General features: G+C 69.0%; 26 protein-coding genes. 11 read left to right on the plus strand and 15 right to left on the minus strand.

Annotation, left to right across the window (positions count from 1 at the left end; translation table 11 throughout):
* Positions 1 to 188: 188 nt before the first annotated feature.
* The 3 genes from PUT80_RS08105 to PUT80_RS08115 are packed head-to-tail and all read right to left on the minus strand — an operon-like array spanning position 189 to position 2,433.
* Positions 189 to 884, minus strand: a complete 696-nt coding sequence (locus PUT80_RS08105) for an ABC transporter ATP-binding protein (protein WP_275291566.1) — start codon at positions 882 to 884, stop codon at positions 189 to 191.
* A complete protein-coding gene (locus PUT80_RS08110; protein ID WP_275291567.1) occupies positions 881 to 1,930 on the minus strand; it encodes a peptidoglycan-binding protein in 1,050 nt (349 codons plus the stop codon). The genes PUT80_RS08105 and PUT80_RS08110 overlap by 4 nt, the downstream gene beginning before the upstream one ends.
* On the minus strand, positions 1,927 to 2,433 hold the full coding sequence (locus PUT80_RS08115) for a hypothetical protein (protein WP_037816974.1): 507 nt from the start codon (positions 2,431 to 2,433) through the stop codon (positions 1,927 to 1,929). Before PUT80_RS08115 ends, PUT80_RS08110 begins: the two co-directional genes overlap by 4 nt.
* A 148-nt stretch (positions 2,434 to 2,581) precedes the next feature.
* Here PUT80_RS08115 and PUT80_RS08120 point away from each other — a divergent pair, with 148 nt between their 5' ends.
* The 3 genes from PUT80_RS08120 to PUT80_RS08130 all read left to right on the plus strand — a co-directional run bounded on the left by PUT80_RS08120 (position 2,582) and on the right by PUT80_RS08130 (position 5,150).
* Positions 2,582 to 3,787 carry a HAMP domain-containing sensor histidine kinase gene (locus PUT80_RS08120; RefSeq protein ID WP_275291568.1) on the plus strand — a complete coding sequence of 402 codons (1,206 nt, stop codon included), beginning with the start codon at positions 2,582 to 2,584 and terminating at the stop codon, positions 3,785 to 3,787.
* Between the two features lie 42 nt (positions 3,788 to 3,829).
* The gene (locus PUT80_RS08125) at positions 3,830 to 4,498 is read left to right on the plus strand and encodes a response regulator transcription factor (RefSeq protein WP_134667275.1); all 669 of its coding nucleotides are present in this window, start codon (positions 3,830 to 3,832) and stop codon (positions 4,496 to 4,498) included.
* A 130-nt stretch (positions 4,499 to 4,628) separates the two neighbouring features.
* On the plus strand, positions 4,629 to 5,150 hold the full coding sequence (locus PUT80_RS08130) for a hypothetical protein (protein ID WP_275291569.1): 522 nt from the start codon (positions 4,629 to 4,631) through the stop codon (positions 5,148 to 5,150).
* Here PUT80_RS08130 and PUT80_RS08135 read toward each other — a convergent pair.
* Both PUT80_RS08135 and PUT80_RS08140 read right to left on the minus strand, forming a co-directional pair.
* Positions 5,147 to 6,721: a multicopper oxidase family protein gene (locus tag PUT80_RS08135; RefSeq protein WP_275291570.1), complete on the minus strand. Its 1,575-nt coding sequence runs from the start codon at positions 6,719 to 6,721 to the stop codon at positions 5,147 to 5,149. The two genes, PUT80_RS08130 and PUT80_RS08135, sit on opposite strands and share 4 nt — an antisense overlap.
* Complete coding sequence (locus tag PUT80_RS08140) at positions 6,718 to 7,107, minus strand: hypothetical protein (protein WP_205670168.1); 390 nt, start codon at positions 7,105 to 7,107, stop codon at positions 6,718 to 6,720. Before PUT80_RS08140 ends, PUT80_RS08135 begins: the two co-directional genes overlap by 4 nt.
* A 107-nt stretch (positions 7,108 to 7,214) precedes the next feature.
* On the opposite strand from PUT80_RS08140, the gene PUT80_RS08145 reads away from it, so the two are divergent.
* Complete coding sequence (locus tag PUT80_RS08145; protein WP_275291571.1) at positions 7,215 to 8,123, plus strand: LysR family transcriptional regulator; 909 nt, start codon at positions 7,215 to 7,217, stop codon at positions 8,121 to 8,123.
* On the opposite strand, the gene PUT80_RS08150 is transcribed toward PUT80_RS08145, so the two are convergent.
* Together PUT80_RS08150 and PUT80_RS08155 are read right to left on the minus strand one after the other, a co-directional pair.
* Positions 8,075 to 8,608, minus strand: coding sequence for an NAD(P)H-dependent oxidoreductase (locus tag PUT80_RS08150; protein WP_275291572.1), 534 nt, complete (start codon positions 8,606 to 8,608; stop codon positions 8,075 to 8,077). The two genes, PUT80_RS08145 and PUT80_RS08150, sit on opposite strands and share 49 nt — an antisense overlap.
* The gene (locus tag PUT80_RS08155; protein WP_275291573.1) at positions 8,605 to 9,672 is read right to left on the minus strand and encodes an LLM class flavin-dependent oxidoreductase; all 1,068 of its coding nucleotides are present in this window, start codon (positions 9,670 to 9,672) and stop codon (positions 8,605 to 8,607) included. The genes PUT80_RS08150 and PUT80_RS08155 overlap by 4 nt, the downstream gene beginning before the upstream one ends.
* 131 nt (positions 9,673 to 9,803) lie before the next feature.
* Between PUT80_RS08155 and PUT80_RS08160 the strand changes: the two genes are divergently transcribed.
* Positions 9,804 to 10,244 carry a MarR family transcriptional regulator gene (locus PUT80_RS08160; RefSeq protein WP_037816960.1) on the plus strand — a complete coding sequence of 147 codons (441 nt, stop codon included), beginning with the start codon at positions 9,804 to 9,806 and terminating at the stop codon, positions 10,242 to 10,244.
* Positions 10,245 to 10,351: 107 nt separating this feature from the next.
* Positions 10,352 to 11,287, plus strand: a complete 936-nt coding sequence (locus PUT80_RS08165) for a helix-turn-helix transcriptional regulator (RefSeq protein WP_051729262.1) — start codon at positions 10,352 to 10,354, stop codon at positions 11,285 to 11,287.
* Here PUT80_RS08165 and PUT80_RS08170 read toward each other — a convergent pair.
* The 3 genes from PUT80_RS08170 to PUT80_RS08180 all read right to left on the minus strand — a co-directional run bounded on the left by PUT80_RS08170 (position 11,274) and on the right by PUT80_RS08180 (position 13,594).
* Entirely contained in the window at positions 11,274 to 12,056 is a 783-nt protein-coding gene (locus PUT80_RS08170) for a hypothetical protein (RefSeq protein ID WP_275291574.1), read from the minus strand. The genes PUT80_RS08165 and PUT80_RS08170 overlap by 14 nt on opposite strands.
* A 9-nt stretch (positions 12,057 to 12,065) precedes the next feature.
* Positions 12,066 to 12,749, minus strand: a complete 684-nt coding sequence (locus PUT80_RS08175; RefSeq protein WP_238604434.1) for a papain-like cysteine protease family protein — start codon at positions 12,747 to 12,749, stop codon at positions 12,066 to 12,068.
* Between the two features lie 251 nt (positions 12,750 to 13,000).
* Positions 13,001 to 13,594, minus strand: coding sequence for a TetR family transcriptional regulator C-terminal domain-containing protein (locus tag PUT80_RS08180; protein ID WP_043832696.1), 594 nt, complete (start codon positions 13,592 to 13,594; stop codon positions 13,001 to 13,003).
* Positions 13,595 to 13,671: 77 nt separating this feature from the next.
* Between PUT80_RS08180 and PUT80_RS08185 the strand changes: the two genes are divergently transcribed.
* Complete coding sequence (locus tag PUT80_RS08185; RefSeq protein ID WP_275291575.1) at positions 13,672 to 14,163, plus strand: DUF1453 domain-containing protein; 492 nt, start codon at positions 13,672 to 13,674, stop codon at positions 14,161 to 14,163.
* Between the two features lie 6 nt (positions 14,164 to 14,169).
* Here the strand turns inward: PUT80_RS08185 and PUT80_RS08190 are convergent, their stop codons facing one another.
* A complete protein-coding gene (locus PUT80_RS08190) occupies positions 14,170 to 15,063 on the minus strand; it encodes a hypothetical protein (protein WP_275291576.1) in 894 nt (297 codons plus the stop codon).
* A 58-nt stretch (positions 15,064 to 15,121) separates the two neighbouring features.
* Positions 15,122 to 16,330, minus strand: coding sequence for a cytochrome P450 (locus tag PUT80_RS08195; protein ID WP_275291577.1), 1,209 nt, complete (start codon positions 16,328 to 16,330; stop codon positions 15,122 to 15,124).
* Between the two features lie 108 nt (positions 16,331 to 16,438).
* On the opposite strand from PUT80_RS08195, the gene PUT80_RS08200 reads away from it, so the two are divergent.
* Both PUT80_RS08200 and PUT80_RS08205 read left to right on the plus strand, forming a co-directional pair.
* Positions 16,439 to 17,236, plus strand: a complete 798-nt coding sequence (locus tag PUT80_RS08200; RefSeq protein WP_275291578.1) for a thymidylate synthase — start codon at positions 16,439 to 16,441, stop codon at positions 17,234 to 17,236.
* Positions 17,236 to 17,697: a dihydrofolate reductase gene (locus tag PUT80_RS08205; RefSeq protein ID WP_275291579.1), complete on the plus strand. Its 462-nt coding sequence runs from the start codon at positions 17,236 to 17,238 to the stop codon at positions 17,695 to 17,697. Before PUT80_RS08200 ends, PUT80_RS08205 begins: the two co-directional genes overlap by 1 nt.
* On the opposite strand, the gene PUT80_RS08210 is transcribed toward PUT80_RS08205, so the two are convergent.
* Complete coding sequence (locus PUT80_RS08210; protein WP_275291580.1) at positions 17,694 to 18,596, minus strand: LD-carboxypeptidase; 903 nt, start codon at positions 18,594 to 18,596, stop codon at positions 17,694 to 17,696. The genes PUT80_RS08205 and PUT80_RS08210 overlap by 4 nt on opposite strands.
* A gap of 91 nt (positions 18,597 to 18,687) precedes the next feature.
* On the opposite strand from PUT80_RS08210, the gene PUT80_RS08215 reads away from it, so the two are divergent.
* Positions 18,688 to 19,695: an aldo/keto reductase gene (locus tag PUT80_RS08215; RefSeq protein WP_275291581.1), complete on the plus strand. Its 1,008-nt coding sequence runs from the start codon at positions 18,688 to 18,690 to the stop codon at positions 19,693 to 19,695.
* Here PUT80_RS08215 and PUT80_RS08220 read toward each other — a convergent pair.
* On the minus strand, positions 19,664 to 20,845 hold the full coding sequence (locus PUT80_RS08220; RefSeq protein ID WP_275291582.1) for a winged helix DNA-binding domain-containing protein: 1,182 nt from the start codon (positions 20,843 to 20,845) through the stop codon (positions 19,664 to 19,666). The genes PUT80_RS08215 and PUT80_RS08220 overlap by 32 nt on opposite strands.
* Before the next feature lie 106 nt (positions 20,846 to 20,951).
* Here PUT80_RS08220 and PUT80_RS08225 point away from each other — a divergent pair, with 106 nt between their 5' ends.
* Entirely contained in the window at positions 20,952 to 21,398 is a 447-nt protein-coding gene (locus tag PUT80_RS08225) for a VOC family protein (protein ID WP_275291583.1), read from the plus strand.
* Between the two features lie 46 nt (positions 21,399 to 21,444).
* On the opposite strand, the gene PUT80_RS08230 is transcribed toward PUT80_RS08225, so the two are convergent.
* Positions 21,445 to 22,875 (minus strand): FAD-binding oxidoreductase, encoded by a 1,431-nt coding sequence (locus PUT80_RS08230; protein WP_275291584.1) that lies wholly within the window; start codon positions 22,873 to 22,875, stop codon positions 21,445 to 21,447.
* Between the last annotated feature and the right edge of the window lie 43 nt (positions 22,876 to 22,918).

Consider the following 22,918-nt stretch of genomic DNA (forward strand, 5'->3'; position numbering starts at 1 on the left):
TATTGCGGCGTTCCGGCCGGGGCGGTGGTGGTGTCGGTGGGTGTGCGGCGGGTTGGCGGGGTGGGGCTGTGTCGGGCTGGGTGCGGTCATTGGGATGCCTTTGCCGGGTGCGGTGGTGGGGTGGGGTTTGCGGTCGGCAGCGGCGTGCGGCAGGTCGGCAGCACCGAGCCGATCCGGGCGAGGCGCGGTCATTGCGGCACCGCCAAGTCGGCCGCACCAGTGTCGAGGCGTAATTCCCCGTCGAGGATCTCGATTCGCCGCGGCATTCCGGCCGCGATCTCCCGGTCGTGCGTGATCAGCACGACCGTGGTGCCGCCAGCATTGAGCTCCGCGAGCAAGGACAGCACTGCCGCGCCATTGCCGGTGTCGAGGTTTCCGGTTGGTTCGTCGGCGAGCAGGATCGGCGGCGTGTTCACGACCGCCCGGGCGATCGCGACTCGCTGCCGTTCGCCGCCGGAGAGTTCGCCTGGCAGGTGTCCGGCGCGATGCCCGAGCCCGACTCGGTCGAGGGCTTCCAGCGCCCGCGTCCGGCGTTTTCGTTTCGGGACTCCGCTGTACAGCAGGCCGCTGCACACGTTGTTCACCGCGGTTTCGCCGTCGTCCAGGAAGAACTGCTGGAACACGAACCCGATCCACCGCGAGCGCAGTGCGGCGAGTTTGCGGTCGGACAGCTGTGCGACGTCGTGGCCGCGGATCTCGATCCGGCCTTCCGTCGGCCGGTCGAGCGTGCCCATCAGTTGCAGCAGCGTGGATTTGCCCGAACCGGACGGTCCGACGATCGCCGCCATCTCTCCGTCCGAAAAGGACAGTGAGACTTTTCGCAGCGCGGGCACGTTTCCGCCGTAGGTGCGCGACACCCGATACGCGGCCAGCACGGGGATCATGACGTGGTCACCACCCGCTGGCCCGCGTGCAGGCCGGCGGCCTTGACCTCGACCTGCCCGCCCGAAAACAACCCAGTCTCGACGCCGACCAGCCGCCGCTTGCCCTGCTCGTCGACCTCGACCGCGTATCCGCCCTCGGCGAGCGCGACTAGCGCGCCGACCGGGACCACCAGCACGTCCTGGTGGACCTCCTTGGTGAACCGCACCGATACCGGGACATCGACGACGTCTCCGGCAGCAGCCGGGTCGTCCACTTGGATCTGGACAGTGACCTTCGCCTTGCCGGTCTCCTTGTCCTCCGCGGCGGTGTTCCCGAGATCGGTAATCGTGCCGGTCAGCGTGCGGCCGTTGAGCGAGACGGACACTTTCGCGCCCTTGATCGCGACGCTCTGCTTGGTCGCGTCCAATTCGGCCTCCACGACGCGGGCCGTGCCGGTGTACTTGAAAACCTCGCCCGCGCCGGGGCCGCCGAGCTGGCCGGTCACCGACGACACCCGGATCTCGCCGGGGGCCAGAACGACGTCGGCCGGATCGAACGTCCCGGTCTGCGCCAAGCCGAGCGATTTCTGCCAGCGTTTGAGCGCGGTCGCGGTCGCGGAGGTGAACTTCTCGTCCGGAGTGCCGAAACCGCCGTATCCCAGCGCTTTCAGGTTCTCTTCAAGCTCTTTGACGTCCGGTCCTTTGTCCACGCCGTCGTTCAGCACGCGATAGAACGGCAGAGTTCCGTAGAACAGCGGCACCGGCTTGGCGTCCACTGTGTACGCTGTCTTGCCGCGGCCGAGTACGTCGCCTCGGCCGGGCAGCCAGGTCACCGTGCCGTTCTTCTTGCCGCTCAGCGCGGATTCCTTGCCGTAGCCGAGTTTCCCGGTCGCGTTCTCCTCTTCCTTCAAGTCCGATTTGGTCACTTCAGCGGTCGCCACCGGCTTCGCCGCCGCGGCCGGTTCGCCGCCGGAGGCGACGTGGGTCAGCACGACCGCCGAGGTCGTGCCGAGCACGACGACCGTCGCGCCCGCGGTGATGAACCAGCGTCCTCGTTTCCCCGTCACTTTCCGGCCATTCCCATTCCGCACGCCTTGAGCGCTTCCTCGAATTTGGTCCCGTCGTCCTTCATCGGCAGCGCCTGTGCGCCGCCGTTCGCGTCCGGATCCGGCATGTCGACGCCGTGCTCGCGCATGCATTTGGCGTCCTTCCGGGCCTTGTCCAGTTCCTCCGGCGTCAGCTTCTTCGGCATTCCGCCGCCCGGCAGCAGCTTCTTGCAGGCGTCGAGGGCCGCCATGGTCTTGGGATCGTTGGAGAAGTTGATGGTCGGGGCTTCGTTTTCGCCCGGATCCGGTGTGTCGACGCCGTGTTCGCGCATGCATTTCGCGTAGGCGCGCATCGCGTCCCGGTCCGCCGCGGGATCGGCCTTTCCGGCGGCGGCGTCCTGCTGCGGGCTTGCCTTCGGGCTGGAGATCGACGGCACCTGCGGCGCGGTTTCCCCGGACGAACACCCGGTGAGCAGCGCCAGCGCCAATCCGGCTCCGACAGCCGCCAGACGTGCTTTCCGCATCGGGATTCTCCTTCGCTCGGGCGGGCCGTTCCCGCCGGTGGCCCAGTAGTACCGACGCGGCGATACAGGCTCGTTAAGCGATCTTGTTTATCCTCTCCTTATGCCCGGATAGGACAGACTGTCGGCAGCCACGACCTGGGAGGACCCCTTGGCCGAGAAGAGCGCAGGCCCGCGCCGGGGGCCGCTGCGGCTGTCCGTGCGGACCCGGCTCACCGCGCTGTACGGCGGGTTCTTCCTGCTGGCCGGGCTCGTGCTGGTGGTGGTGACCTACACCGTCGTCAGCAACGAACTGCCCGCGCCCGCGCAATATCTCGGCGACGGAGCCTCCCTGAAACTGAGCCAGGTCGCCGCCGACGTCGAATCGGTCCCGATGGAGGCGACGACGATCCCGATGCAGACCGTCCCCGCCTCCGCGGAGAAAGTGGCGACTGCCGTGCTCACCGATTACCGCAGCTCGACAATGTCCACTTTGGTCCTCGCGTCGGCGATCGCGCTGGCGGTCACCGCCGCGCTGGCGTTGCTGTTCGGCTGGTTCATGGCGGGACGCGCGCTGCGGCCGTTGCACACGATCACCTCGACCGCGCGGCGGCTCGAAGCCGGGAAGCTCGATCAGCGCATCAACCTCGACGGCCCGCGTGACGAATTGAAGGAACTCGCCGACACTTTCGACAGCATGCTGGACCGTCTCGCCGGTTCGTTCGACAGCCAGAAACGGTTTGTAGCCAACGCGTCCCACGAGTTGCGCACTCCGCTCGCGGTGCAGCGGACGCTGATCGAAGTCGCGTTGGAAAACCCCGATGCCGGGCCGGTGCTGACCAAACTGGGCGCGCATTTGCTGCAGACCAACGAACGCAGCGAACGGCTGATCGAAGGATTGCTGGTGCTCGCGCGCAGTGATCGCGGCCTGAGTGCCCGGTCTCCGGTGCGACTGGACAAAGTGGTCCGTTCCGTAGTGAAACTCACTGCCGCGCAAGCCAAAGAGGCTGGCGTGACCGTGGAGACCCGGCTGCGCGCGCGTACGGTGATCGGCGATGCCGTGCTGCTCGAACGCCTGGTGCTGAACCTGGTTAGCAACGCGATCAGCTACAACATCCCGGACGGCTGGGTCTCGATCACCATCGGCGCGACACCCGCCCTGAGCGTCCGCAATTCCGGGTCCAATGTGGACGACAACCTGGTCGCGGGCTTGTTTGAGCCCTTCCGGCGGGGAAAACCGGATCGGACCGGCGCGGCGGACCATTCCGGACTGGGGCTGTCGATTGTGCGTTCCGTCGCCCGCGCGCACGACGGGGACGTCTCCGCGCGGGCGAATCCGAACGGTGGTTTGACGGTCGAGGTGCGGCTGCCCGCTTGATCCTTATCTCGGCTTTATCGCCGTTCAGGGCATGATGATCGAATGCGGGTACTGATTGTCGAGGACGAGCCGCTCCTCGCGGATTCGATCGCCGAAGGACTGCGCCGCTATTCCATCGCGGTGGACGTCTGCTACGACGGCGGCGAGGCCCTCGAACGCGTCGCCGTGCACGCGTACGACGTCGTCGTCCTGGACCGGGACTTGCCGACCGTCCACGGTGACGAGGTCTGCGCGGCGATCGTCGACGCGGGCGGCGAGACCCGGGTCCTCATGCTCACCTCCGCCGCCGACGTCACCGACCGCATCGAAGGACTGAACCTCGGCGCGGACGACTACCTGACCAAACCGTTCGTCTTCGCGGAGCTGGTCGCCCGGGTGCACGCGCTGGCCCGCCGGGCGCGTCCGGCGCTGCCGCCGGTGCTGGAGGCGGCCGGTCTGGTCCTGGATCTGCCCCGGCACCAGGCCTCCCGCGACGGCCGCTTCCTGCCGTTGTCGCCGAAGGAGTTCGCGGTGCTGGAGGTGCTGATGCGGGCCGACGGGACGGTGGTGAGCGCGGAGCAGTTGCTGGAAAAGGCGTGGGACGAGCACGCCGACCCGTTCACCAACACGGTGCGGGTCACGGTGATGACGTTGCGGCGGAAACTCGGCTCGCCGCCGGTGATCGAGACGGTCGCCGGTGCCGGATACCGCCTGGCCGCCACACCCGCCTAGCCCGCCGCCGTTCCGTGAAGGGCTCCTTGACGGAATCAGATTCCCTCAAGGAGCCCTTCACGGACGTTCCGGGACCGGTCCCCTCCACGCCGGGCTAGGTTTGCCGCCTCGGTGGCGAAGGAGGGGCCTGGTGGCGGAGCGAACGGTCGAGCGGACGAGGCGGTTACCGGCGGGCGCGGCACTCGCGATCGGGTTCGCGGTACTGGTCGCCGTACGCGAAACGGTGTTCCTGATCTGGCCGTCCGCCACAGTGGACTCTGTCCAGCCGAGCGGCCGCTGGGACCCGGTCGACGCGCTGTCGTTGATCGCGATGTACGTGCCCGCGGACGACGGCACCCTTTCGGTCAGCATGCTCGGCGGACTCGTCAGCCAGGTTCTCTGCGGAGTGTGCTGCCTGGCCGGCGCGATGCTGCTGGCGCTGCGCAACCCGCTCGGCCGGACGCTCGTGCTGCTCGGCGCGGGCAGCAGACTGCTGGTGGTCGCGGTCGCCATGGTCGTCGCGTTCGTGCCGATCGACGGCAGCCGAGTGCTCGACCCGGGCGGCGCGTCTCTGGTCTCGTTCTTCCTGATCGACGCGGACTGGGTGCTGCCGCTGCTGGTGTGCGCGTTCGCGACCGGCCGACGCGTCAAAACCTGGTTGCGACCGGGCTAAACGGTCTTGAACGTGGCCATCATCCCCATGTCCTCGTGCTCGGCGTTGTGGCAATGGAACATGTACCGCCCGCGGTACCCGTCGAATCGCGCGATCACCTCGACCGCTTCGCCGGGCCGAAGGTCCACAGTGTCCTTCCGGCCCGCGTCGTGCGGCGCGGGATCCTTGCCGCCGCGGGAAAGCACCTGGAAGTGCACCAGATGCAGGTGGATCGGATGGTGCAGATCCGCGACGAACCGCCAGATCTCGACGTCGCCGAGTTTCGGCTGAGCCGCGATCTTCGCCGGAGTGAACGCCTCGCCGCCGATCGTCCAGCCGTGCCTGCCGTTGAACTGTCCACTTCGGAACGCAAACTCGCGGGTCACCGTCGCTTGTGCCCGGTCGAGCCGTTCCACTTCGGACAGCTTCGCCGGAATGTGGCTGTCGTCTTTCGCCCGGCGGGTGACGCGGAATCGCATTACCTGTGCGGTGGATCCGGTTCCGAGACGGTTGACCAGCGTGACCTCGGTACCCACCGGATAAGCGCCGAAGTCGACCACCATGTCGTACCGTTCGGCAGGCGCGATCGGCAGATGCTCGTGGCCGCGCGGGGCGTCGAGCAAGCCTTGATCCGACCCGATCTGCGTGAACGCGGGTCCGCTCGGCGGTGGCGGGTTGAGGGCGAGATCGTACCGGCGAGCGTTGGAACCGTTGAGGAATCGCAGGCGATACCGGGTCGCCGACACTTCCGCGACCGGCCACGGCGCGCCGTTCACCAGCAGTACGTCGCCGAGAACCCCTGCCGCGTAAGCGTCTTCGACTCCCGGCACGGTTCGCAATGAAGGATCCAACGAGGGGTATCGCATCGATCCGTCTTCGGCGAACGCGCGGTCGGTGATCATGAGCGGGATCTCTCGCTCGCCGTGCGGCAGTGGCAGCGCGTCTTCCTCGGCGTCGCGGACGATGTGCAGTCCGGCGAGTCCGCGGTACACGGCCGGTCCGGTGAAATCCATCCGGTGGTCGTGGTACCAGAGCATCGCGGCCTTTTGCTGCAACGGATACGTGTACTCGCGGGTGCCGGTGGTGACGACGGCGTCCGGGTCGGCCATCCCCGAATGCCCGTGCCCGGCACCGGCGAGATACCGGCCGTCGGCGGGCAGCACGAGGTCAGTGGCGTAGCCGTCGGACTCCGGTGGCGTGCGTCCGCCGTGGAGATGCACGACGGTCGGGACCGGAAGTTCGTTGCGGTGCCGGACAATCGTGGTCCGGCCGCTGCGGGACTCGATCGTCGGGCCAGGGAAAATGCCTTGGTAACCCCAGATCGGCGTGCGCAGTCCGGGCAGAATCTCCGCGGTGCTGGCCCGTTGCACGATCTCGTACCGGTCGACGCCGCCGTCGCGGGAGACCGGGTTCAGCACCGGCGGCAGCGGCAGCGGCACCTGAAACGGTTGCGGCAGCGGTACTTCGCTGGCCAGCAGCTCGCCGGTGGCTGCGGCCGGCCGCAACAACCGCGGCGTGACGAACCCGGCTGTGAGCACCACTCCGGCACCGCCCGCCAGTCCGAGAAACCGGCGGCGCGACATCCCGCTCATCGCCGGGCCCCAGTCCGCCAGATGCCGAACAGCGTCCCGAGCGCGATCGCGACCAGTGCGACGCCGAGCGGAATGTGCAGGTCAAGAGCACCGGCCTGCCCGGCGAAGTACTGCGCGGTCTCGCCGCCGGCCAGCAGCAGGCTCGCCCAGAAGGGCCACTGGACGCCGCCGCGCCACCAGTACAGCGCGGCGGGCACGAGCTGCACCAGCGCGACCGTCGACACGATGTTCGCGCCGAGTTCGTGCATCGCCAGCATGCTGTAGTCGCCGATCAGATACCGTCCGGCGAACACCGGCTGACCCAGGATCGCGACGGCGTGCACCGTCACGACGACCCGCATCACCACCAGCAACGTCCGCCCGCGTGTCCGGGCCGCTTCGGCCACCGTTCCCCCTAGTGCGCGTAAGAATTCCCCCGTTCAGACGCTAAGCTGAACTTCTCATGCCGTCCAAGACCAAAATCGCCATGTACTCATGATCCTGGAGCTATGAGATGGACCTGCTGCACCTGCGCTACTTCCAGGCGGTCGCCTACCGCGGCCACCTCAGCCAGGCAGCGGCCGAGCTGCACATCGCGCAGCCGTCGTTGAGCCGGGCGATCGCGCGGCTGGAGGCGGATCTCGGCGTGCCGCTGTTCGAGCGCGCCGGGCGGGGGCTGCGGCTCAACCACTTCGGCACCACGTTCCTGCGCCGCGTCGACCGGGCGCTGCGCGAACTCGACGACGCCCGCCAGGAACTCGTCGATCTGGCCGGTCTGGACCACGGCCGGGTCGCCGTCGCGTCGGAAACCCTGCTCACGCTCACCGGCCTGATGAGCGCCTTCCGCGCGGAGTACCCCGGCGTCGAACTGCGGCTGTACCAATCCTCGGCGGAAACCATGGCGCAGCAGTTGTGCGCGGGCGAGGTCGACCTGTGCTTCGCCTCGCAGCCGCTGCAGCAGCCCGGCCTCCAAGCGCGGGAACTGTTGCGCGAGGAGGTGATTCTCGCCGTGCCGAGCACGCACCGGCTCGCGCGGCGCAAACGCGTGCGGATGGCGGACCTCGCGAACGAGCCGATGGTGACCACCCGTCCCGGCTACTGGCCGCGCACCCTCTCCGACCGCCTCTTCGCCGAAGCCGGACTGGAACCGAACTACTCCTGCGAGAGCGACGAACCCGGCGCGACCGGCCAGCTGATCGCGAGCGGGCTGGGGATCGGACTGGTGCCGGAGGTCGCCCGACAGGCCGCCAAGGACGAGGCGGCCGTCGGGCTGGAGCTGGACGCTCCGGACTGCTATCGGACCTTGACTGTGGTGCAGCGCGCGGACGCGTACCTTTCCGCTGCGGCACAACGGTTGACAGAGTTCGCGATGGACTACTTCGGCACGGGCAGGTACCGGCCCGCGGACTCGAGCGCGATCTGAATCCTCCCGTGCACGCGCGGATTCAACAGCACGGTTCCGTCGAAATCCCCGCTGGACGCGAAGATCGCGACCGGCAGCGTGAGGGCCTGGAAGAACCCGAACAACGGCCGCAACGCGTGCTCCAGCACGAGCGCGTGATGGTCGCCGCCGCCGGTCGCGGCCAGCAGGACGGGTTTGTCGGCGAGCGCGTACTGGTCGACCAGATCGAAGAACTGCTTGAACATCCCGGGATACGAACCGCGGAACACCGGCGTCGCCGCGATCAGCAGGTCGGCTTCTTCGGCGCTCCGCAACGCGGCTTCGACCTCCGGCGGCGCGTCCGAGCGTTCGACGGTTTCGCCGAGCCCCAGCCGGTACACGTCGATCCGGGACGCCTCGACGGGGACCAGCTTGCCGAGCGTTTCCAGGATGACGTCCACCAGCCCCATCGTCCTGGACGGCCGGCTCGGGCTCCCGTTGACGACCACCACCCGCAGCCCGCTCACGACGCGATCTCCCGTCGTACGACCGGGGCGACCTCGGTGCCGAGCCGTTCGATCGCGGCGAGGTGCTCCTTCTGCGGCATCCCGCCGAACCCGAGCTGGATCAACGCCCGGTTCAGCCCGTAGACCTCGTGGTAGGCAAGCAGTTTCTCGATCAGCTCCGCCGGACTGCCCACCAGCAGCGCCGACCCGGGCGACGCCTGCGCTTCGAAGGCGGACCGGGAGATCCGCATCCCGACCCCGCGCTGATGATTGTTCTCCAGCATGCCTTGTGCGAAGTAGGGATACATGGTTTCGCGCGCCTCCTGACTGGTGCGCCCGACATACCCGTGCACGTTGATGCTGATCGACGCTGGCTCGTGCCCGGCTTCCCGCGCCGCCTGCCGGTAGAGCGCGGCGGTCTGCTCGTGTTGGGTGAGCGGTCCCAGCAGAGCCGCCATCGCCATTGGCAGCCCGCGCCGTCCGGTGCTGACCGCCGATGCCGCGGACCCGCCGACGCCCACCCAGATCGGCAAACCGTCCGCGCGCGGCGCGATGTCGGCGTCATCGAGCGGTGCCCGGAACTTTCCCTTCCAGGTCAACGGGTTCTGCTCGCGGATCGCCAGCAGGAGGTCGAGCTTTTCGCGGAAGAGATCGGCGTAATCGGCGAGGTCGTAGCCGAAGAGCGGGAAGGATTCGGTGTAGGACCCGCGGCCCGCGATGATCTCGGCCCGGCCCGCGGACAGCAGATCGATCGTCGCGAACTGCTCCCACACCCGCACCGGGTCCTCGGAACTCAGCACGGTCACCGCGCTGGTCAGCCGGATCCGCTCGGTTCGCTCGGCCGCCGCGGCGAGCAGGACCGAGGGCGCGGACCCGACGAAGTCGGTGCGGTGGTGCTCGCCGGCGCCGAAGACGTCCAGTCCGACCTGGTCGGCGAGTTGTGCCTGCTCGATCGTCTCGCGCGCCCGCTGACGCGGCGAGGGAAGCGACCCGGTGACCGGGTCTTTGGTGAGTTCGGCGAACGTCAGGATGCCGATTTCGAACGGTCGCGGTCCGGCGGCCGGGGGATTCTGCGATTCAGCCATCGTCGGTGCTCCTTTCCGGCGCCCGGTCGCACGCCGCGGCCGGGCCTGTCCGGATTAACCTGTCTGCGCAGACAACTATTTCCGGCGAAGGCCGTGCTCACCCGTTTGCCGGGCCCGGTTACCGTGTCGGCATGGCGAGCGACGGGCTGCGAGACCTGGAACAGGAGGCGTGGAGCGGGTTCCTCTTCACGCACGAGCGGCTGTGGCGCGCGCTGGCGGACGGGCTCGCGCCGCTGAACGTGAGCATGGCGGAGTACAGCGTGCTGGCCCTCCTGGCGGAGGCGGGCGACGCGGGCATGCGGATGACCGACCTCGCTCAGCGCCGCCTGATGTCCACCGGCGGCTTCACCCGGCTGGCCGACCGTCTCGTCGGCCGCGGGCTGATCGAGCGCCGCCAATCGGCGGTGGACGCCCGCAGCTTCGACGCGGTGCTGACCGCGCAGGGCCGCGCGCTGATGCGCAAGGCCCGCCGTCGCCACCACGAGGACCTGCGGACGCTGTTCTTCGACCGGCTGGACGACGAGCAGTTGCGCCTTCTGGCGGCTGTCTGGCGCGATCTCGGGGACGGCTGAGCCCGCGCAAGCGGGGGGATTTGTCCGATTCTCGACCATGGACGGTTGTTGCTCGCTCACGAACTGCTCATGCTGAACAGCTATTCGGCACGAGCAGGGGAAGCCAGATGCAGCAGCAGAGCTTGGCGGTCCGGTGGTCGGCGCGAACAGTCCGGTCCGGCCCGTTTCACCGTGCGTTGTCCGAGGCTGTCGACCGGCGCGGGTTGTCCCTGTCGCGGCTCCGCGCGCATCTCGCCGCGCACGGGGTTTCGGTCGCCGAGTCCACGCTGAGTTACTGGCAGCGCGGTCTGCGCAGTCCGTCCGCGCCCCGGTCGCTCGATGTCGTGCGCGCTCTGGAGTCGGTGCTGAACCTGCCGCCGGACAGCCTCGTGGTGCTGATCGGACCGCACCGGAGCGCGGACGCCGACCGCAGGCCGTCGCTGCCGGAACTCCAGCAGAGCTGGGCGGAGACGTTCGCGCTGCGCGACGAGTTGAGCGGAACGCCCGGCGTCGAGGAGAACGCGGACCTGGACGTCGCGACGGTGGTCGACGTGCTGACGCTCGGCGCGCAAGGCCGGACCGCGGAGATCTCGTCGACCATGGTGGTGCGCGCGCGAAGATCCGGTCCTGACAGCTTCCTGGTGACGCACCAGGACGAGGACGGCAGCGACGTCACGGCGACCGAGATCATCGCGGTCGACGGCTGCCGGGTCGGGCGGGTGCGGCGCAGCGCGCGGTCGGCCGGAATGGTGTTCGAGTTGCTCTTCGACCGCGGCCTCGCCGAGGGGGAGACGCACACGTTCGGGTTCACCCTGCGTCCCGCCGCCTCGGTCCGGCCGGGGAATTTCCACCGGGTCGTGCGCTCCCGGATGTCGGCCTACCTGCTGCGGCTGCGCTTCGACCCGGCCGCGCTGCCCGCGCGCTGCCTGCGGACCGTCCGGCCGAGGGAGGACCTGGAACTGCTGGTCCGCGAGCCGCTGTTCTGCGGGCCGGGGAACACGGTCAGCGCCTACTTCGAGGAACTCGGCGTGGGCATCGCCGGGGTCGACCTCATTTGGGACTGATCCGCCGCTTCCTCCAGCGCCACCCCAGGAACGCGCCGCCGAGCACCACCGCGGAGCCGAGCACGATCAGCCCGACGACCAGCGAACCGGCCGGTCCGGTGTCGCGCTGGAGGGTCTGCTTGAACCCGAGCCCGCCGCCGCGCTGGTAAACCGAGCCGGGCTGCTTGTCGGCGTACCGGGAGTGCACCTGCTGCTGGTACTCGGCGATCGGCATGAACTGGCCGACCGGCGATTGCGGGAGGCTGGCCTGCAGCAACACGACGCCGTCGCGGCCGAGGTCGTACCACCCGTTGATCTGCGGTTCGTTCAGCAGCACCGAACCCGGGCGCAGCCGGGCGCTCAGCGCCTCCTCGTCGTTGCCGGACAACACGTTCCCGACCGACCAGCCGGTCGGCGCGGCGTGGTCGGGCGCGGCGCGGAGGGTGGCTTTCGCGCCGGTGGCCGCGGTGGCCGTCACCGCGATCGCCCGCAGCACCCCGGCCGGCGCTCCCGGCTTGTCGGCGACGAAGTCCGGGTTGAGCGTGTAGACCGGGAAACCCTTGTGCTCCAGGGTGATCCGGCCCGGATCGGCGTGCCCGACCTGCCGGAAGTTCGACTTGGCGAAACTGATCGCGCGCGTCGTTTCCGCGGCTTTGACCGCGGCCGCGACGTCCTGCTCCGACGGCGGCGCGACCCACGAGGCCCCGGCGGCCTCGGCGGGACCGGCGGACAGGAGCGCCGCGACCGCGATCGCCGCGCCGGCGGCGAACTTCCGGCAGATCTCACCCATGGCGGCTCGTCAGCCCTTCTTGATGTTGACGATGGTGTCGTTCCAGGTGAACTGGGCGTTGCTGCGGTACTGGTTGTAGTCCCAGGTCTGGTACCGCTCGTAGCTCGGCCACGGGTCGCCGACCATCAGCGACTGGTTCGAGCTGTCGTAGCCGTAGATCACCTCGGCGTGCCCGCCGCCGGAGGTCCAGTAGATGCCGGTCAGGTTCAGGATCCCGGAGTTGACCTGGTTCTGGATCGACGAGTAGCTGATCGGCCCGTTCGCGTCCTGCGCGGAGAACCCGGTGCCCTGGAAGCCCTGCACGATCTCGTAGATCTGGCCGCCCTCGTTCGGGCAGTACCCGGCCTGGGTGCCCTTGCCCGCCGCGCAGAACTCGGCCTGCGAGGCGGTGCCGCCCTGCGACTGCTCGATGCTGGAGCCGTCCGCCGCCCAGCACCACTGGTCGTTTTCCTGCACCTGCTGGTTGTATTCGAGCTGCTTCGACACGGGCAGCGCCGCGGCGCGCATGCCGCCGCCGACCGGCTGGACCTCGCGCACCTGGGTGTGCGTGGCGGTTTTGATGAGGCCGTTCGGCTGGTGCGCGTCGTTGGTCGACTGGGCCAGCGCGGTGCCCGGCAGCAACGCCACGGCAAGCGCGGCTGCCCCGGTCGCCGCCGTGATCCGGACTGTCCTCCGGGTGGGTCGGTAATCCATCGAATCTCCTTGTGCCAGACGGGGAAGGGAGCTCGCCGGGATGCCCCGGCCGAGCATCACTGTGTGCTCGCCCACTCCCGCAGAGCAACGGCTCCGGCACGCGGTGTGAGTGTTCACAGCCGGTTCCGCGGGGAAATGACTGGCACCGCCGCGGTTTCGCTCACCGCGGCGACAGGGAATTCGCAATATTCACAGCGCGTTCACAAGCGATGAATCGCGCTCGCGGGGGTTTGTCCACAAGGGACCCGGGGTTACGGCAGGCTTCGCCGCAGCGCGGTGACGAGCAGTTCCGGCGGCGTCGATTCGGGGTGCAGCACCGCCTGCATGGTCAGCCCGTCGAGCAGCGCGGACAGGCGGACCGCTTCGACGGTCAGGTCCAGTTCCCCGGGAAGCCGGCCGAGCGCGACGGCCTCGCGCAGGATTCGCGTGATCAGGTCGCGCAGGTTCTGGTGCTGCGCGTCGGCGCTCGCGCGAAACGCCGGACGGGTGCGCGCGGCGACGGTGAACGCCAGCCAGGCCATCGCCTCGTCCCGGCGTTCGTCGTCGAGCGGGAGGAACTCGGCGAGCAGGTCTTCGACCAGCGTCCGGCGGCCGGTTTCGGCGGCGAGCAGCCGGTCCGCGCGAACCGCGACGCGCTCGCCGATCCGGCGGCCGAGCTGGTCCATGGTGAAGATCATCATCGCTTCGTGGTCGGCGAAGTAATGCCGGATCGACCCGATCGCGAGGCCCGCTTCCTTGGCCACGTTGCCGAGCGTCGCGCCTTCGACCCCGGAGCGGCGCACTACCCGGACCACGGCTTCGCTGACAGCTTTGCGGCGGTCTTCCGGCACCACGATCTTGGGCATGGTTGCGTTTATAGCACGGTGGTGCCACGATGGATTTAGCATGCAAGTGCTAAAACGCGTCCTGGGGAGGGTCCGTGATGAGCGGATGGGTACTCGTGAGCTTGGTAGTCGGTGTCGTAGTGATGCTGGTGTTCCGGATGCTCGGGGAGCCGTTGAACTGGCGTGACACCGTCGCGCCGCCGATCGTGCTGATCGCGATCGGCGTCGCGGGGGTCGTCGGATTCAAGGGGCTGACCAGCGCTGACGTGTGGTGGATCGTCGGCAGCTGCGCGGTCGGTCTCGTCTTCGGAGCGGCGCGCGGCGCGACGATCCGGCTGTATGCGAAGAAGGGCGAACTGTGGCAGCGCTACCGGAAGTCGAGCCTTGCGCTGTTCGTGCTCGGCGTTGCCGTCTCGATCGGATTCACTGTGCTGGCAGTGAAATGCGGCATGCACGAACAGGCGAGGCCCTACCAGTTGGCGATCGGGGTCAGCTTCGCCGGAGAAGCGCTGGTGCTCATCCCGCGCGGGCTGGCCTCGGAGGTGCCATTCGCGAGGGACAAAGAACGGCGATGGCTTCCGTCCCGATGAATCCGCTTAGGACAGTTCGGCCTGCCGTCGCTTCAACTCGGCAATGACCTGATCAAACACGGCGCGATGGGCTTCCAGTCGCGAGAGCGTCAGGCTGATCGATTCCTGCACTTCTGGCACGTCCTCGGCTGCGATCTCCACGTGGTCTGCTCGCTCAGCAGTAGTCGTCCCAACGGTCAACGGACGGTCGGCTCGCGGAAGAAGCCGCCCTTGCGGTTCCCGATCGAGCCAGGACGCCATGTCCCGCATCTCGTCCTCCAGTCGCACCGTCCACGACTGCCGTTGCCGTTCCGTCCGGCCCGGATCGCGGCGTTCCCAGCCCGCGACGACCATGTCCTCGATCGCCGCGGCGGCGGTGCGGCACGCGACTTCCAGGCGGGGCAACGGATCCAGCCCGACTGCTGAGATCTCCTCCAGGATCGGTTCGCCCGCGGTCCACACCCCGTCGACCGTGTGGGTTTCGGCGACGTCGTGCGCGGTGGCGAGCAACGCGATGATCGCCTCGCGCACCTTCGCCACATCGGCCGGGTCCAGATCCTCGTCGGTCAGCCGATGCGGTGATTCGGTGCGCGGCGGGCGTTCCTTGGCCGGCCAGGAACGCGTCCCGCCGCGCCGCCGGTAGTGCTGCTGCATCGCCTGTTTGGAGCGGTTGCCGTACTCCGCCCCCAGCTGCTCCCAGGTCCAGCCGCGGTCGAGGACCGATTCGATCAGCGTGACCTCAGCGCGGTCCAGGTCTTGCCGGACGTCGGGGACCAGGTGCAACGCGCCCGCCGCGTCCTCGGCGCTCAGGTCCTCGCCGGGCGGGCGGCCGGATCTCGCCGCGCGGACCAGTTCGGTGAGGAAGGGGTTCTCGCGTTGCCGGAAGTACCGGGTGGCCATTGCCTGCACGGAGTCCGTCATGGTCGTCAACGTATCGGTTGACGCAGGCGTGCGTCAACCGATACGTTGACGGCGGGTGTCACCAGGTCACGGGCAACTCGTGAACGCCGTAGATGTTCATGCCGGTCCGCAGCGGCACCTCCTCCGGCGGGACGGCGAGGGCGAGCGTCGGGAAGCGCTGCAGCAGCCCGGCGAATCCCGCGCGCATTTCGATCCGGGCGAGCTGCTGTCCGAGGCATTGGTGCACGCCGTGGCCGAACGACACATGCGTGCGCGCATTCCGTTCGACGTCGAGCTCGTCGCCTTCGGGAAAACGCGAAGGATCGCGGTTGGCGGCCAGCATCGAAATGAGGACGGTCGATCCCTTGCTGATCTTTTCGCCGCCGAGTTCGAGGTCTTCGGACGCGTAACGGAACAGAACATCGACCACCGCCAGATAGCGCAGCAGTTCCTCGACCGCGCCCGGAATCAGATCCGGTTCGGCGCGCAGTGCGGCCATTTGCCCGGGATTTTCCAGCAGTGCGAAAGTGCCGAGCGCCAGCATGTTCGCCGTGGTTTCGTGCCCGGCGAGCAGCAGCAGGAAGCCGATGCCGACGAGTTCTTCGATGCTCAGGCCGTCGTCGCGGGCCAGGTCGGACAGGATGTCGGACCCGGGGTCCGCGCGCTTGTCGGCCGCCAGCTTTCCGAGGTACGAAGTGAGCGCCGTCCAGGCGGCCATTTTGTCCTCGATGCTCTGGTCCCGGAGCATCATCTGCGTGGAGTTCTTCTGGAACGTCTCCCGGTCGGAATACGGGACGCCCAGCATTTCGCAAATCACCAGCGAAGGAACCGGAAGCGCGAATTCCTGCACCAGATCGGCAGGCCGCGGGCATTCGGCGAGATGATCGAGCTGCCGCTGCGCGATTTCGGCGATGTGCTCCTCGAGCTGTTTCATCCGGTTGACGGTGAACGCGCCGGTGAGCTTCCGGCGCAGCCGGGTGTGGTCCGGCGGGTCCATCGTGATGAACAGGCCGGGCACCTGCGGCGACGGATCGAACTCCTGCTGCGCCTCGGGCATGCTCGGCGTTTCGTAGGGCACGTGCACCGCGCCGAGGTCCTGGCGCGAGCTGAACCGCGGGTCGGCGAGCGCCTGGCGGACCGCGTCGTAGCCGGTGACCAGCCAGCCGTCGTGCCCGTCCGGGAACTTCAGCGGGCTCACCGGCCGGGTCTCCCGCAGCCGGGTGATGGCGGACGGCGGGGCGAACGGGCCTGCGTCGCGTTCGAGCGGCAGGCCGGGCGGGCGGGTCATCTTCGGGTCCCCTCTCGGTGGTGGTGCGACCAGCGTCATCGCGCCACCTGACATCCCGCTGACATGGGCCTCCACGGTCTGACAGACCGTCTCGATTACGATCCGGGCATGCCGGATACGCAGTACGAAGACTTGCTTCAGCACGTGCTCGACACCGGAGCCAAGAAAGGCGACCGCACCGGTACGGGCACGCGGTCGATTTTCGGGCACCAGCTGCGCTACCGGCTGGCCGACGGATTCCCGCTGATCACCACCAAAAAGGTGCACTTCCGGTCCATCGCGTACGAACTGCTGTGGTTCCTGCGCGGAGAGTCGAACGTCAATTGGCTGCGTGACCACGGCGTCACGATCTGGGACGAGTGGGCAGCCCCGGACGGCGACCTCGGCCCGGTGTACGGCGTACAATGGCGGTCCTGGCCGACCCCCGACGGCGGGCACGTCGACCAGATCAGCGACGTCCTGCGTACGCTGCGCGAAAACCCGGACTCCCGGCGAATCATCGTGTCGGCCTGGAACGTCGGGGACATCCCGCAGATGGCGTTGCCGCCATGCCACGCGTTCTTCCAGTTCTACGTGGCCGAAGGCGAACTGTCCTGCCAGCTCTACCAGCGCAGCGCGGACCTGTTCCTCGGCGTGCCGTTCAACATCGCGAGCTACGCCCTGCTGACGCACATGATCGCCGACCAGGTCGGCCTGCGCGTCGGCGATTTCATCTGGACCGGCGGCGACTGCCACATCTACGACAACCACGTGGACCAGGTGCACAAGCAACTTTCCCGGGAAGCGCGCCCGTTCCCGACGCTGAGCCTGAAGCCGGCGGAGAGCCTGTTCGACTACCGCTACGAGGACATCTCGCTGGAGGGCTACGACCCGCACCCCGGCATCAAGGCTCCGGTGGCCGTCTGATGATCGGACTCATCTGGGCGCAGGCGGCGAACCGCGTCATCGGGCGCGACAACGCGTTGCCGTGGCACATCCCGGAGGACATGAAGCACTTCCGCACGGTGACCGCGGGGGCGACGGTGCTCATGGGACGCCGCACCTGGGAGTCGCTGCCGGAACGCGTCCGGCCGTTGCCCGGGCGACGGAACCTCGTGGTCTCCCGCACGCCGCAGGAGGGCGCGGAGACGTTCCCTGACCTGGAGCAAGCGTTTGCGGCCGTTGAAGGCGACGTCTGGGTGATGGGCGGCGCGCGGATTTACCAGGAGTCGCTGCCGTTCGCCGACCGGATCGAGGTGACCGAACTCCGGGAGTCCTTCGAGGGCGACGTCTACGCGCCGGAGATCGGCCGGGAACCGGACACGGTCGGCGAGTGGCAGGAGTCGAAGAACGGGCTGCACTACCGGCACCTCAGCTGGGGTGCCTAGCCGACTGCGGGTCCGACGGTGAGCGTGTCCCCGTCGATCTTCGCGACCGGTCCGAGCGGGACCGACAACGGGTCGTCGCCGTGGCCGACATCGATGCCGCCGAGCACCGGGACGTCCAGCGCGCCGAGCCGGTCGCGCAGCACGTCCAGCACGGTCCAGCCGCGGTCGGTGTAGTCCTCGAACCCGGGGAACCGGCCGAGCGCGACCCCGCGCAGACCGCGCAGCGAACCGGACCGCATGAGGTGCGTCAGCTGCCGGTCGACCTGGCCGAGCCCGATCGCGCGCGGGGCTTCGAGGAACAGGATCGCGTCGTCGAGACTGGGCAGTCCGGCTCCGATGAACCCGATGACGGTGCCGAGGTGACCGCCGATCAGGTTCCCGGCGGCGGTGCCGGGGAACGAGACCGCGGCGGTGAGCGCGTCCGGATCCCGGTGCAGCGTTGTGGGCTCGGTCTCGAACAGCAGCCGCCGGGTCGATTCGGCGGAGCGCGCACCGGCGAGGAAACCGTGGATCCCGGCGATCCGGCAGTGCCGCCAGAGCGCGAGGTGCAGGTTGGTGATGTCGCTGAACCCCATGAGCGGCTTGGGATCCGCCCGGACGGCGGCGAAATCGATCCCGTCGGCGATCCGGTACGCGCCGGCCCCGCCGCGGGTCGCGATGACCGCGCGCACGCCGGGATCGCGGTAGGCGGCGTTGAGATCGGCGAGCCGGTCCTCGTCGAGCCCGGCGAGGTAACCGTGCCGGTCGAGGGCGTGCTCGCCGACCTCGACGGTGAGGCCCCAGCTTTCCAGCGTCCGCACGGATTCCGCGAGCAGTTCTTCGGTGGGCCAGCTGGCGGGGGAGACGAGCCGGACCCGGTCTCCTCGTCGGAGCCGGGGCGGCCGCACGGCGTCGGTCACCCGAGCACTTTCCCAGACTTCCCGCAGTAGCGGACACCGCATGGCCGCTTCCCCTGCCACGGTGACCTTGCTCAGGAAAGGAAACCGGCACATGCAAATGCGGCTTTTGGGGCGGACCGGGATCAAGGTCAGCGCCTACTGCCTCGGCACGATGAAGTTCGGGCAGATCGGCAACCCCGATCACGGCGAGTGCGTCCGGATGGTGCACCGGGCGCTCGACGCGGGCATCAATTTCGTTGACACCGCTGACGTTTACGGGCCAGGCGGGGAGTCCGAAGAAATCCTCGGCGCGGCGTTGAAGGGCCGCCGCGACGACGTCGTGGTGGCCACGAAGGTCAACGGCTCGATGGGCCCAGGACGCGGCGGGAGTTCGCGGCGGTGGATCGTCGCGGAGGTGGAACAGTCGTTGCGGCGCTTGCGAACCGACCACCTCGACCTGTACCAGCTCCATCACCCCGACCCGGACACCGATCTGGAAGAAACCCTCTCCGCGCTCACCGATCTGGTGCGCAGCGGCAAGGTGCGCGCCGTCGGGTCCTCGAATTTCCCGGCGTCCGAGATCGTCGAAGCCCAGTGGGTGGCGCAACGCGCGGGGCTGGCCCGGCTGCGGACCGAGCAGCCGACGTACTCGCTGCTCAACCGGGGGATCGAGAGCGAAATCCTGCCGGTGTGCGACCGGTACGGCATGGGGGTCCTGGTGTGGAGCCCGCTCGCGATGGGACTGCTGACCGGCCGCTATCGGCCCGGCGGCGAGCGGCTCCGGGAAGCGCAGCTGCGGTTCGTGCCGCGGCACATGAGCGACGAGCGCAAGCACGCGGCGGTCGAGCAGTTCGCTCAGGTGGCCGACGAAGCCGGGCTTTCGCTGACGCATCTGGCGCTGGCGTTCGCGGTCAACCATCCCGCCGTGACGTCCGCGATCCTCGGCCCCCGGACGTTGCCGCAGCTCGACGACCTGCTGGCGGGTGCCGAGACCCGGCTGGACGACGATGTCCTGGACCGGATCGACGAGATCGTCGCGCCGGGCGCCGACGTGGGTCCGATCGACGTGTCGTACGTTCCGCCGGCGCTTACCGACCCGAAGCTCCGCCGCCGCGGCTAATCCGTCCCTGAACCATCGGCGGCACGTAACCGGTCGCGACCACCTCACCGTCGAACCAGGCGGTGAGCTTCGCGGCCTCCTCTTCCAACGCCGCCGCGGCAGCGAGGGACAACGGTTCGATCGGCACGACCGCCACCGTCCCGTCCGGCTGCTGCGTCCAGGTCCCGACGATCCGCCCGTTCCACCACGCGGTCGGACCGGCGTTGCCCGCGCCGTCGAAGAGGTGCGGGCCGTGGGCGCCGAGGTAGAAGTCGCGGCGGCGCCAGCCCATCGTCGTCGGGTCGAGGGTCGGGAGAAGGGCCGCCCAGTCCTGGTCGAGGCGGACTTCCTCGGCATCGTCGGGGTGCAGCCACGCCGGGGTGCCGTCCTCCAGCAGGGCGGGCGTCGCGCCGACGTCGTCCAGCGCCCGGCGGACCGCGGTTTTCGTCGCGCCGAGCCACCACACCAGGTCCGCCTCGGTCCCCGGCCCGAACGACCACAGCCAGCGCCGCACCAGTTCCTGGTAACCCTCGCGTTCGTCCAGCACGCCTGGATCCTCGCCGAGCCACTGTTCGACCGCCGTCCACACTGGACGCGAGACCTGCCAGCGTCCGGCGTTGTCCCCGCGGACTACCGAACCGCTCGACGCCAGCACGGAAAGCACCCGGGAGCCGACCGGGGCGAGCACCGCAGGCCGTCCTTCGGCGGCGATCCGCGCGTTCAGAGAGGGAACGCGATCACGCAGCTGTGCGGTAGTGCCGGGTTCATCGCGGATCGCCTGCAACGCCTCGGCGCACCGGTCGGCGACCCACGCCGGGCCGTCGTCTATTCCGGCGAGTTCGGCGTCTTTGGCCAGCCGTGCGGTCATCTGTTTCGCAACTCGGGCCGACGCACTTCCCCGTGCTGCGGCGAGGAAATCGACCGGAAACGCGAAAACGGTCCGGCGCATCGCCAACTGCCGCACTACCGTCCGCTTGCCGAACAGAGCGTCCGAAATGGACTCGCGGTCGGCGCGGGACCGGGCGTACGCGGACAGATAGATGCTGCTGGCCTCAGTCGCGTGCAAGCACGTGACCGCGCGGACGGCGGCCTCCACTCCGGACGCGGCGGTCGCCAACGCGTGCCGCAGCCCGATCCGGTCACGCCGCTCGGCGTCGGTCACCTTTCGCATGGTTTCGATCATGCCGGAAGTAGCGGTCACTGCCTGACCGCTACTGCTGCGAGTCTCGGTTCCAGCGCGGGAACGAGTCCGGCGCGGGAATCGAGGAGTCGAAATCATGGCAGTGCACGCCGTCGCCCACTTGAACTTCCGGGGCGAGGCCAGGGAGGCGCTCGAGTTTTACCGGTCGGTGTTCGGCGGGGAACTCCGGATCGCCACGTACGGCGACTTCGGCATGCCCCAGGACGCACCCGGCGCGGACCGCGTGGTGTTCGGACAGGTGACGGGCGAGAACGGGTTCCAGGTGATGGCTTACGACGTGCCGGGCGTCGCGACCGCCGCCCCGGTCGGCGAGACCACTCGCGAGAACGGGATGACCATCACCACGGAGAAGTTCTTCCTGTCCGTCAGCGGCGATTCCGTCGACGAGGTCGGTGGATTCTGGAAGAAGCTGTCCGAGGACGCGACGGTCGTCGAGGCGTTCGGCCCGTCGCAGTGGGCCCCGGCGTTCGGGATGCTTCGGGACCGCTTCGGCGTCACCTGGATTCTGCAGGTCGCCGCGTAGCCCGCCGGTCTGCGGCCGGAGTCCTGCGCCGGCCGCAGACCGGCTTTCACACCGGGCGCGGCGAGAGACCCTGCTCGAACGCGAGCACCCCGCTCGGGTCGTACTTCGCCGCTGCCGCCCGGAGCGCCGGAAGGTTCACCCCGTAGTACGCGGTGGCCCAGTCTTGCTGGTCGTCGTTGATGTAGTTGACGTACGCGCCGCCGGTGGCGATCTCCGCCAGCCGTGCCTGAACGTCGTTCACCTCGTGCTTCGCGGTCTCCCGGTCGACGTCCGGGGCGGCGCTGAGGTAGACCTGCACGTCGCCGAAAACCCCGCGGTGGGCGAACGCGGTGTCGGTGGGCCGCACGTCGGAGACCGCCGCGTCGAGGGGGTTGATCTCCAGCGCGACCTTGGTCTCGCCGGTGACGAGCGCGCTCAGCCGCGCCGGATCGGCCTTCTTCGCCAGCACCCGGGAAGCGGCCATGAACCGGCGACGCTCCAGGCTTCCGGACCAGAAATCCATCGCACCCAGGTAGTCCGTCTCCTGGAAACCGCTGACCGTGCCCTTGACCCCGGCCCGGCGTTCCAGATCGGCGATGAGTTCGCGGGCCTGCTGTTCGCCGCCGAGGAGACAGCCCGGGACGCCCGCCGCCGGGTTCGGGCCGCCGAGCACCGAGATGTTCGACCAGAATTCCCTTGGCGCGGCGGTGATCCAGTCCTGCCAGGCCCCGTAGACGTCAGTACCGGAGCCCTCGGGGAAGTTCACCACGAACACGGTGACCCGCGGCGGCGCGGGAACCGTGCGGAAGGTGAACTCCGTGGTGACCCCGAAATTCCCGCCGCCCCCGCCGGTGAGCGCCCAGCCGAGGTCCGAGCCCGGGTCGACCGAATGCACCCGGAAGTCGCGCGGCGTCACGACTTTCGCGCCGTCCAGGTGGTCGCAGGTGAGTCCGTATTTCCGCATCAGGACGCCGATCCCGCCGCCGAGCGCGAGCCCGGCGATGCCGACCGAGCCGCAGGTGCCGCCCGGCAACGCGCGTCCTTCGGCGGCGAGTGCGTGATAGACGTCGAGCAACCGCGTGCCCGCACCCACGACGGCGGTGCCGTTCCGGCGGACCTCGACGCGGTTCATCAGCTTGAGGTCCGCGACCAATCCGTTGCCCGGAGTGGAATAGGCGACGTAACTGTGCCCGCCGCTGCGGGCCGCGAACTTGACGGTGTTTTCCGCGGCGAACTCGAGGCACTTCCGGACGTCGTCGGCGTCGGCGCACCGGGCGATCGCCGGCGGATAGCGATCGTCGTAGAGCAGGTTGAACGGCGGGCGGATTTCCGCGTAGCCGGCGTCGTTCCGCTGCAGCAGCGCGCCGCGCAGCCGCCTGCGCAACCTGGCCCAGTCCGGCTCCTTTTCCGTTGCGTGGGCGACGGTTCCGGTCCCGGCGACGGCCGCGCCCGCCGCGACCGCGGACAACTGCAAAAGACGACGACGGCTCAACGTCATGGACGACCCCTCCACGGCTCGGCGGCCCGCGCGCACGAGAAGA

The sequence above is a fragment of the Amycolatopsis sp. La24 genome, from assembly GCF_029087445.1.
Taxonomy (GTDB): domain Bacteria; phylum Actinomycetota; class Actinomycetes; order Mycobacteriales; family Pseudonocardiaceae; genus Amycolatopsis; species Amycolatopsis nivea.

Coding starts and splice junctions, on each gene's coding strand:
- PUT80_RS08230 (WP_275291584.1), bottom strand. CDS start 22,875: ATGACGTTGAGCCGTCGTCGTCTTTTGCAGTTGTCCGCGGTCGCGGCG.
- PUT80_RS08160 (WP_037816960.1), top strand. CDS start 9,804: ATGGCGAGCGACGGGCTGCGAGACCTGGAACAGGAGGCGTGGAGCGGG.
- PUT80_RS08115 (WP_037816974.1), bottom strand. CDS start 2,433: ATGCGGAAAGCACGTCTGGCGGCTGTCGGAGCCGGATTGGCGCTGGCG.
- PUT80_RS08200 (WP_275291578.1), top strand. CDS start 16,439: ATGCCGGATACGCAGTACGAAGACTTGCTTCAGCACGTGCTCGACACC.
- PUT80_RS08145 (WP_275291571.1), top strand. CDS start 7,215: ATGGACCTGCTGCACCTGCGCTACTTCCAGGCGGTCGCCTACCGCGGC.
- PUT80_RS08125 (WP_134667275.1), top strand. CDS start 3,830: ATGCGGGTACTGATTGTCGAGGACGAGCCGCTCCTCGCGGATTCGATC.
- PUT80_RS08215 (WP_275291581.1), top strand. CDS start 18,688: ATGCAAATGCGGCTTTTGGGGCGGACCGGGATCAAGGTCAGCGCCTAC.
- PUT80_RS08195 (WP_275291577.1), bottom strand. CDS start 16,330: ATGACCCGCCCGCCCGGCCTGCCGCTCGAACGCGACGCAGGCCCGTTC.
- PUT80_RS08180 (WP_043832696.1), bottom strand. CDS start 13,594: ATGCCCAAGATCGTGGTGCCGGAAGACCGCCGCAAAGCTGTCAGCGAA.
- PUT80_RS08105 (WP_275291566.1), bottom strand. CDS start 884: ATGATCCCCGTGCTGGCCGCGTATCGGGTGTCGCGCACCTACGGCGGA.
- PUT80_RS08205 (WP_275291579.1), top strand. CDS start 17,236: ATGATCGGACTCATCTGGGCGCAGGCGGCGAACCGCGTCATCGGGCGC.
- PUT80_RS08155 (WP_275291573.1), bottom strand. CDS start 9,672: ATGGCTGAATCGCAGAATCCCCCGGCCGCCGGACCGCGACCGTTCGAA.
- PUT80_RS08225 (WP_275291583.1), top strand. CDS start 20,952: ATGGCAGTGCACGCCGTCGCCCACTTGAACTTCCGGGGCGAGGCCAGG.
- PUT80_RS08170 (WP_275291574.1), bottom strand. CDS start 12,056: ATGGGTGAGATCTGCCGGAAGTTCGCCGCCGGCGCGGCGATCGCGGTC.
- PUT80_RS08220 (WP_275291582.1), bottom strand. CDS start 20,845: ATGCGAAAGGTGACCGACGCCGAGCGGCGTGACCGGATCGGGCTGCGG.
- PUT80_RS08165 (WP_051729262.1), top strand. CDS start 10,352: ATGCAGCAGCAGAGCTTGGCGGTCCGGTGGTCGGCGCGAACAGTCCGG.
- PUT80_RS08190 (WP_275291576.1), bottom strand. CDS start 15,063: ATGACGGACTCCGTGCAGGCAATGGCCACCCGGTACTTCCGGCAACGC.
- PUT80_RS08175 (WP_238604434.1), bottom strand. CDS start 12,749: ATGGATTACCGACCCACCCGGAGGACAGTCCGGATCACGGCGGCGACC.
- PUT80_RS08185 (WP_275291575.1), top strand. CDS start 13,672: ATGAGCGGATGGGTACTCGTGAGCTTGGTAGTCGGTGTCGTAGTGATG.
- PUT80_RS08135 (WP_275291570.1), bottom strand. CDS start 6,721: ATGAGCGGGATGTCGCGCCGCCGGTTTCTCGGACTGGCGGGCGGTGCC.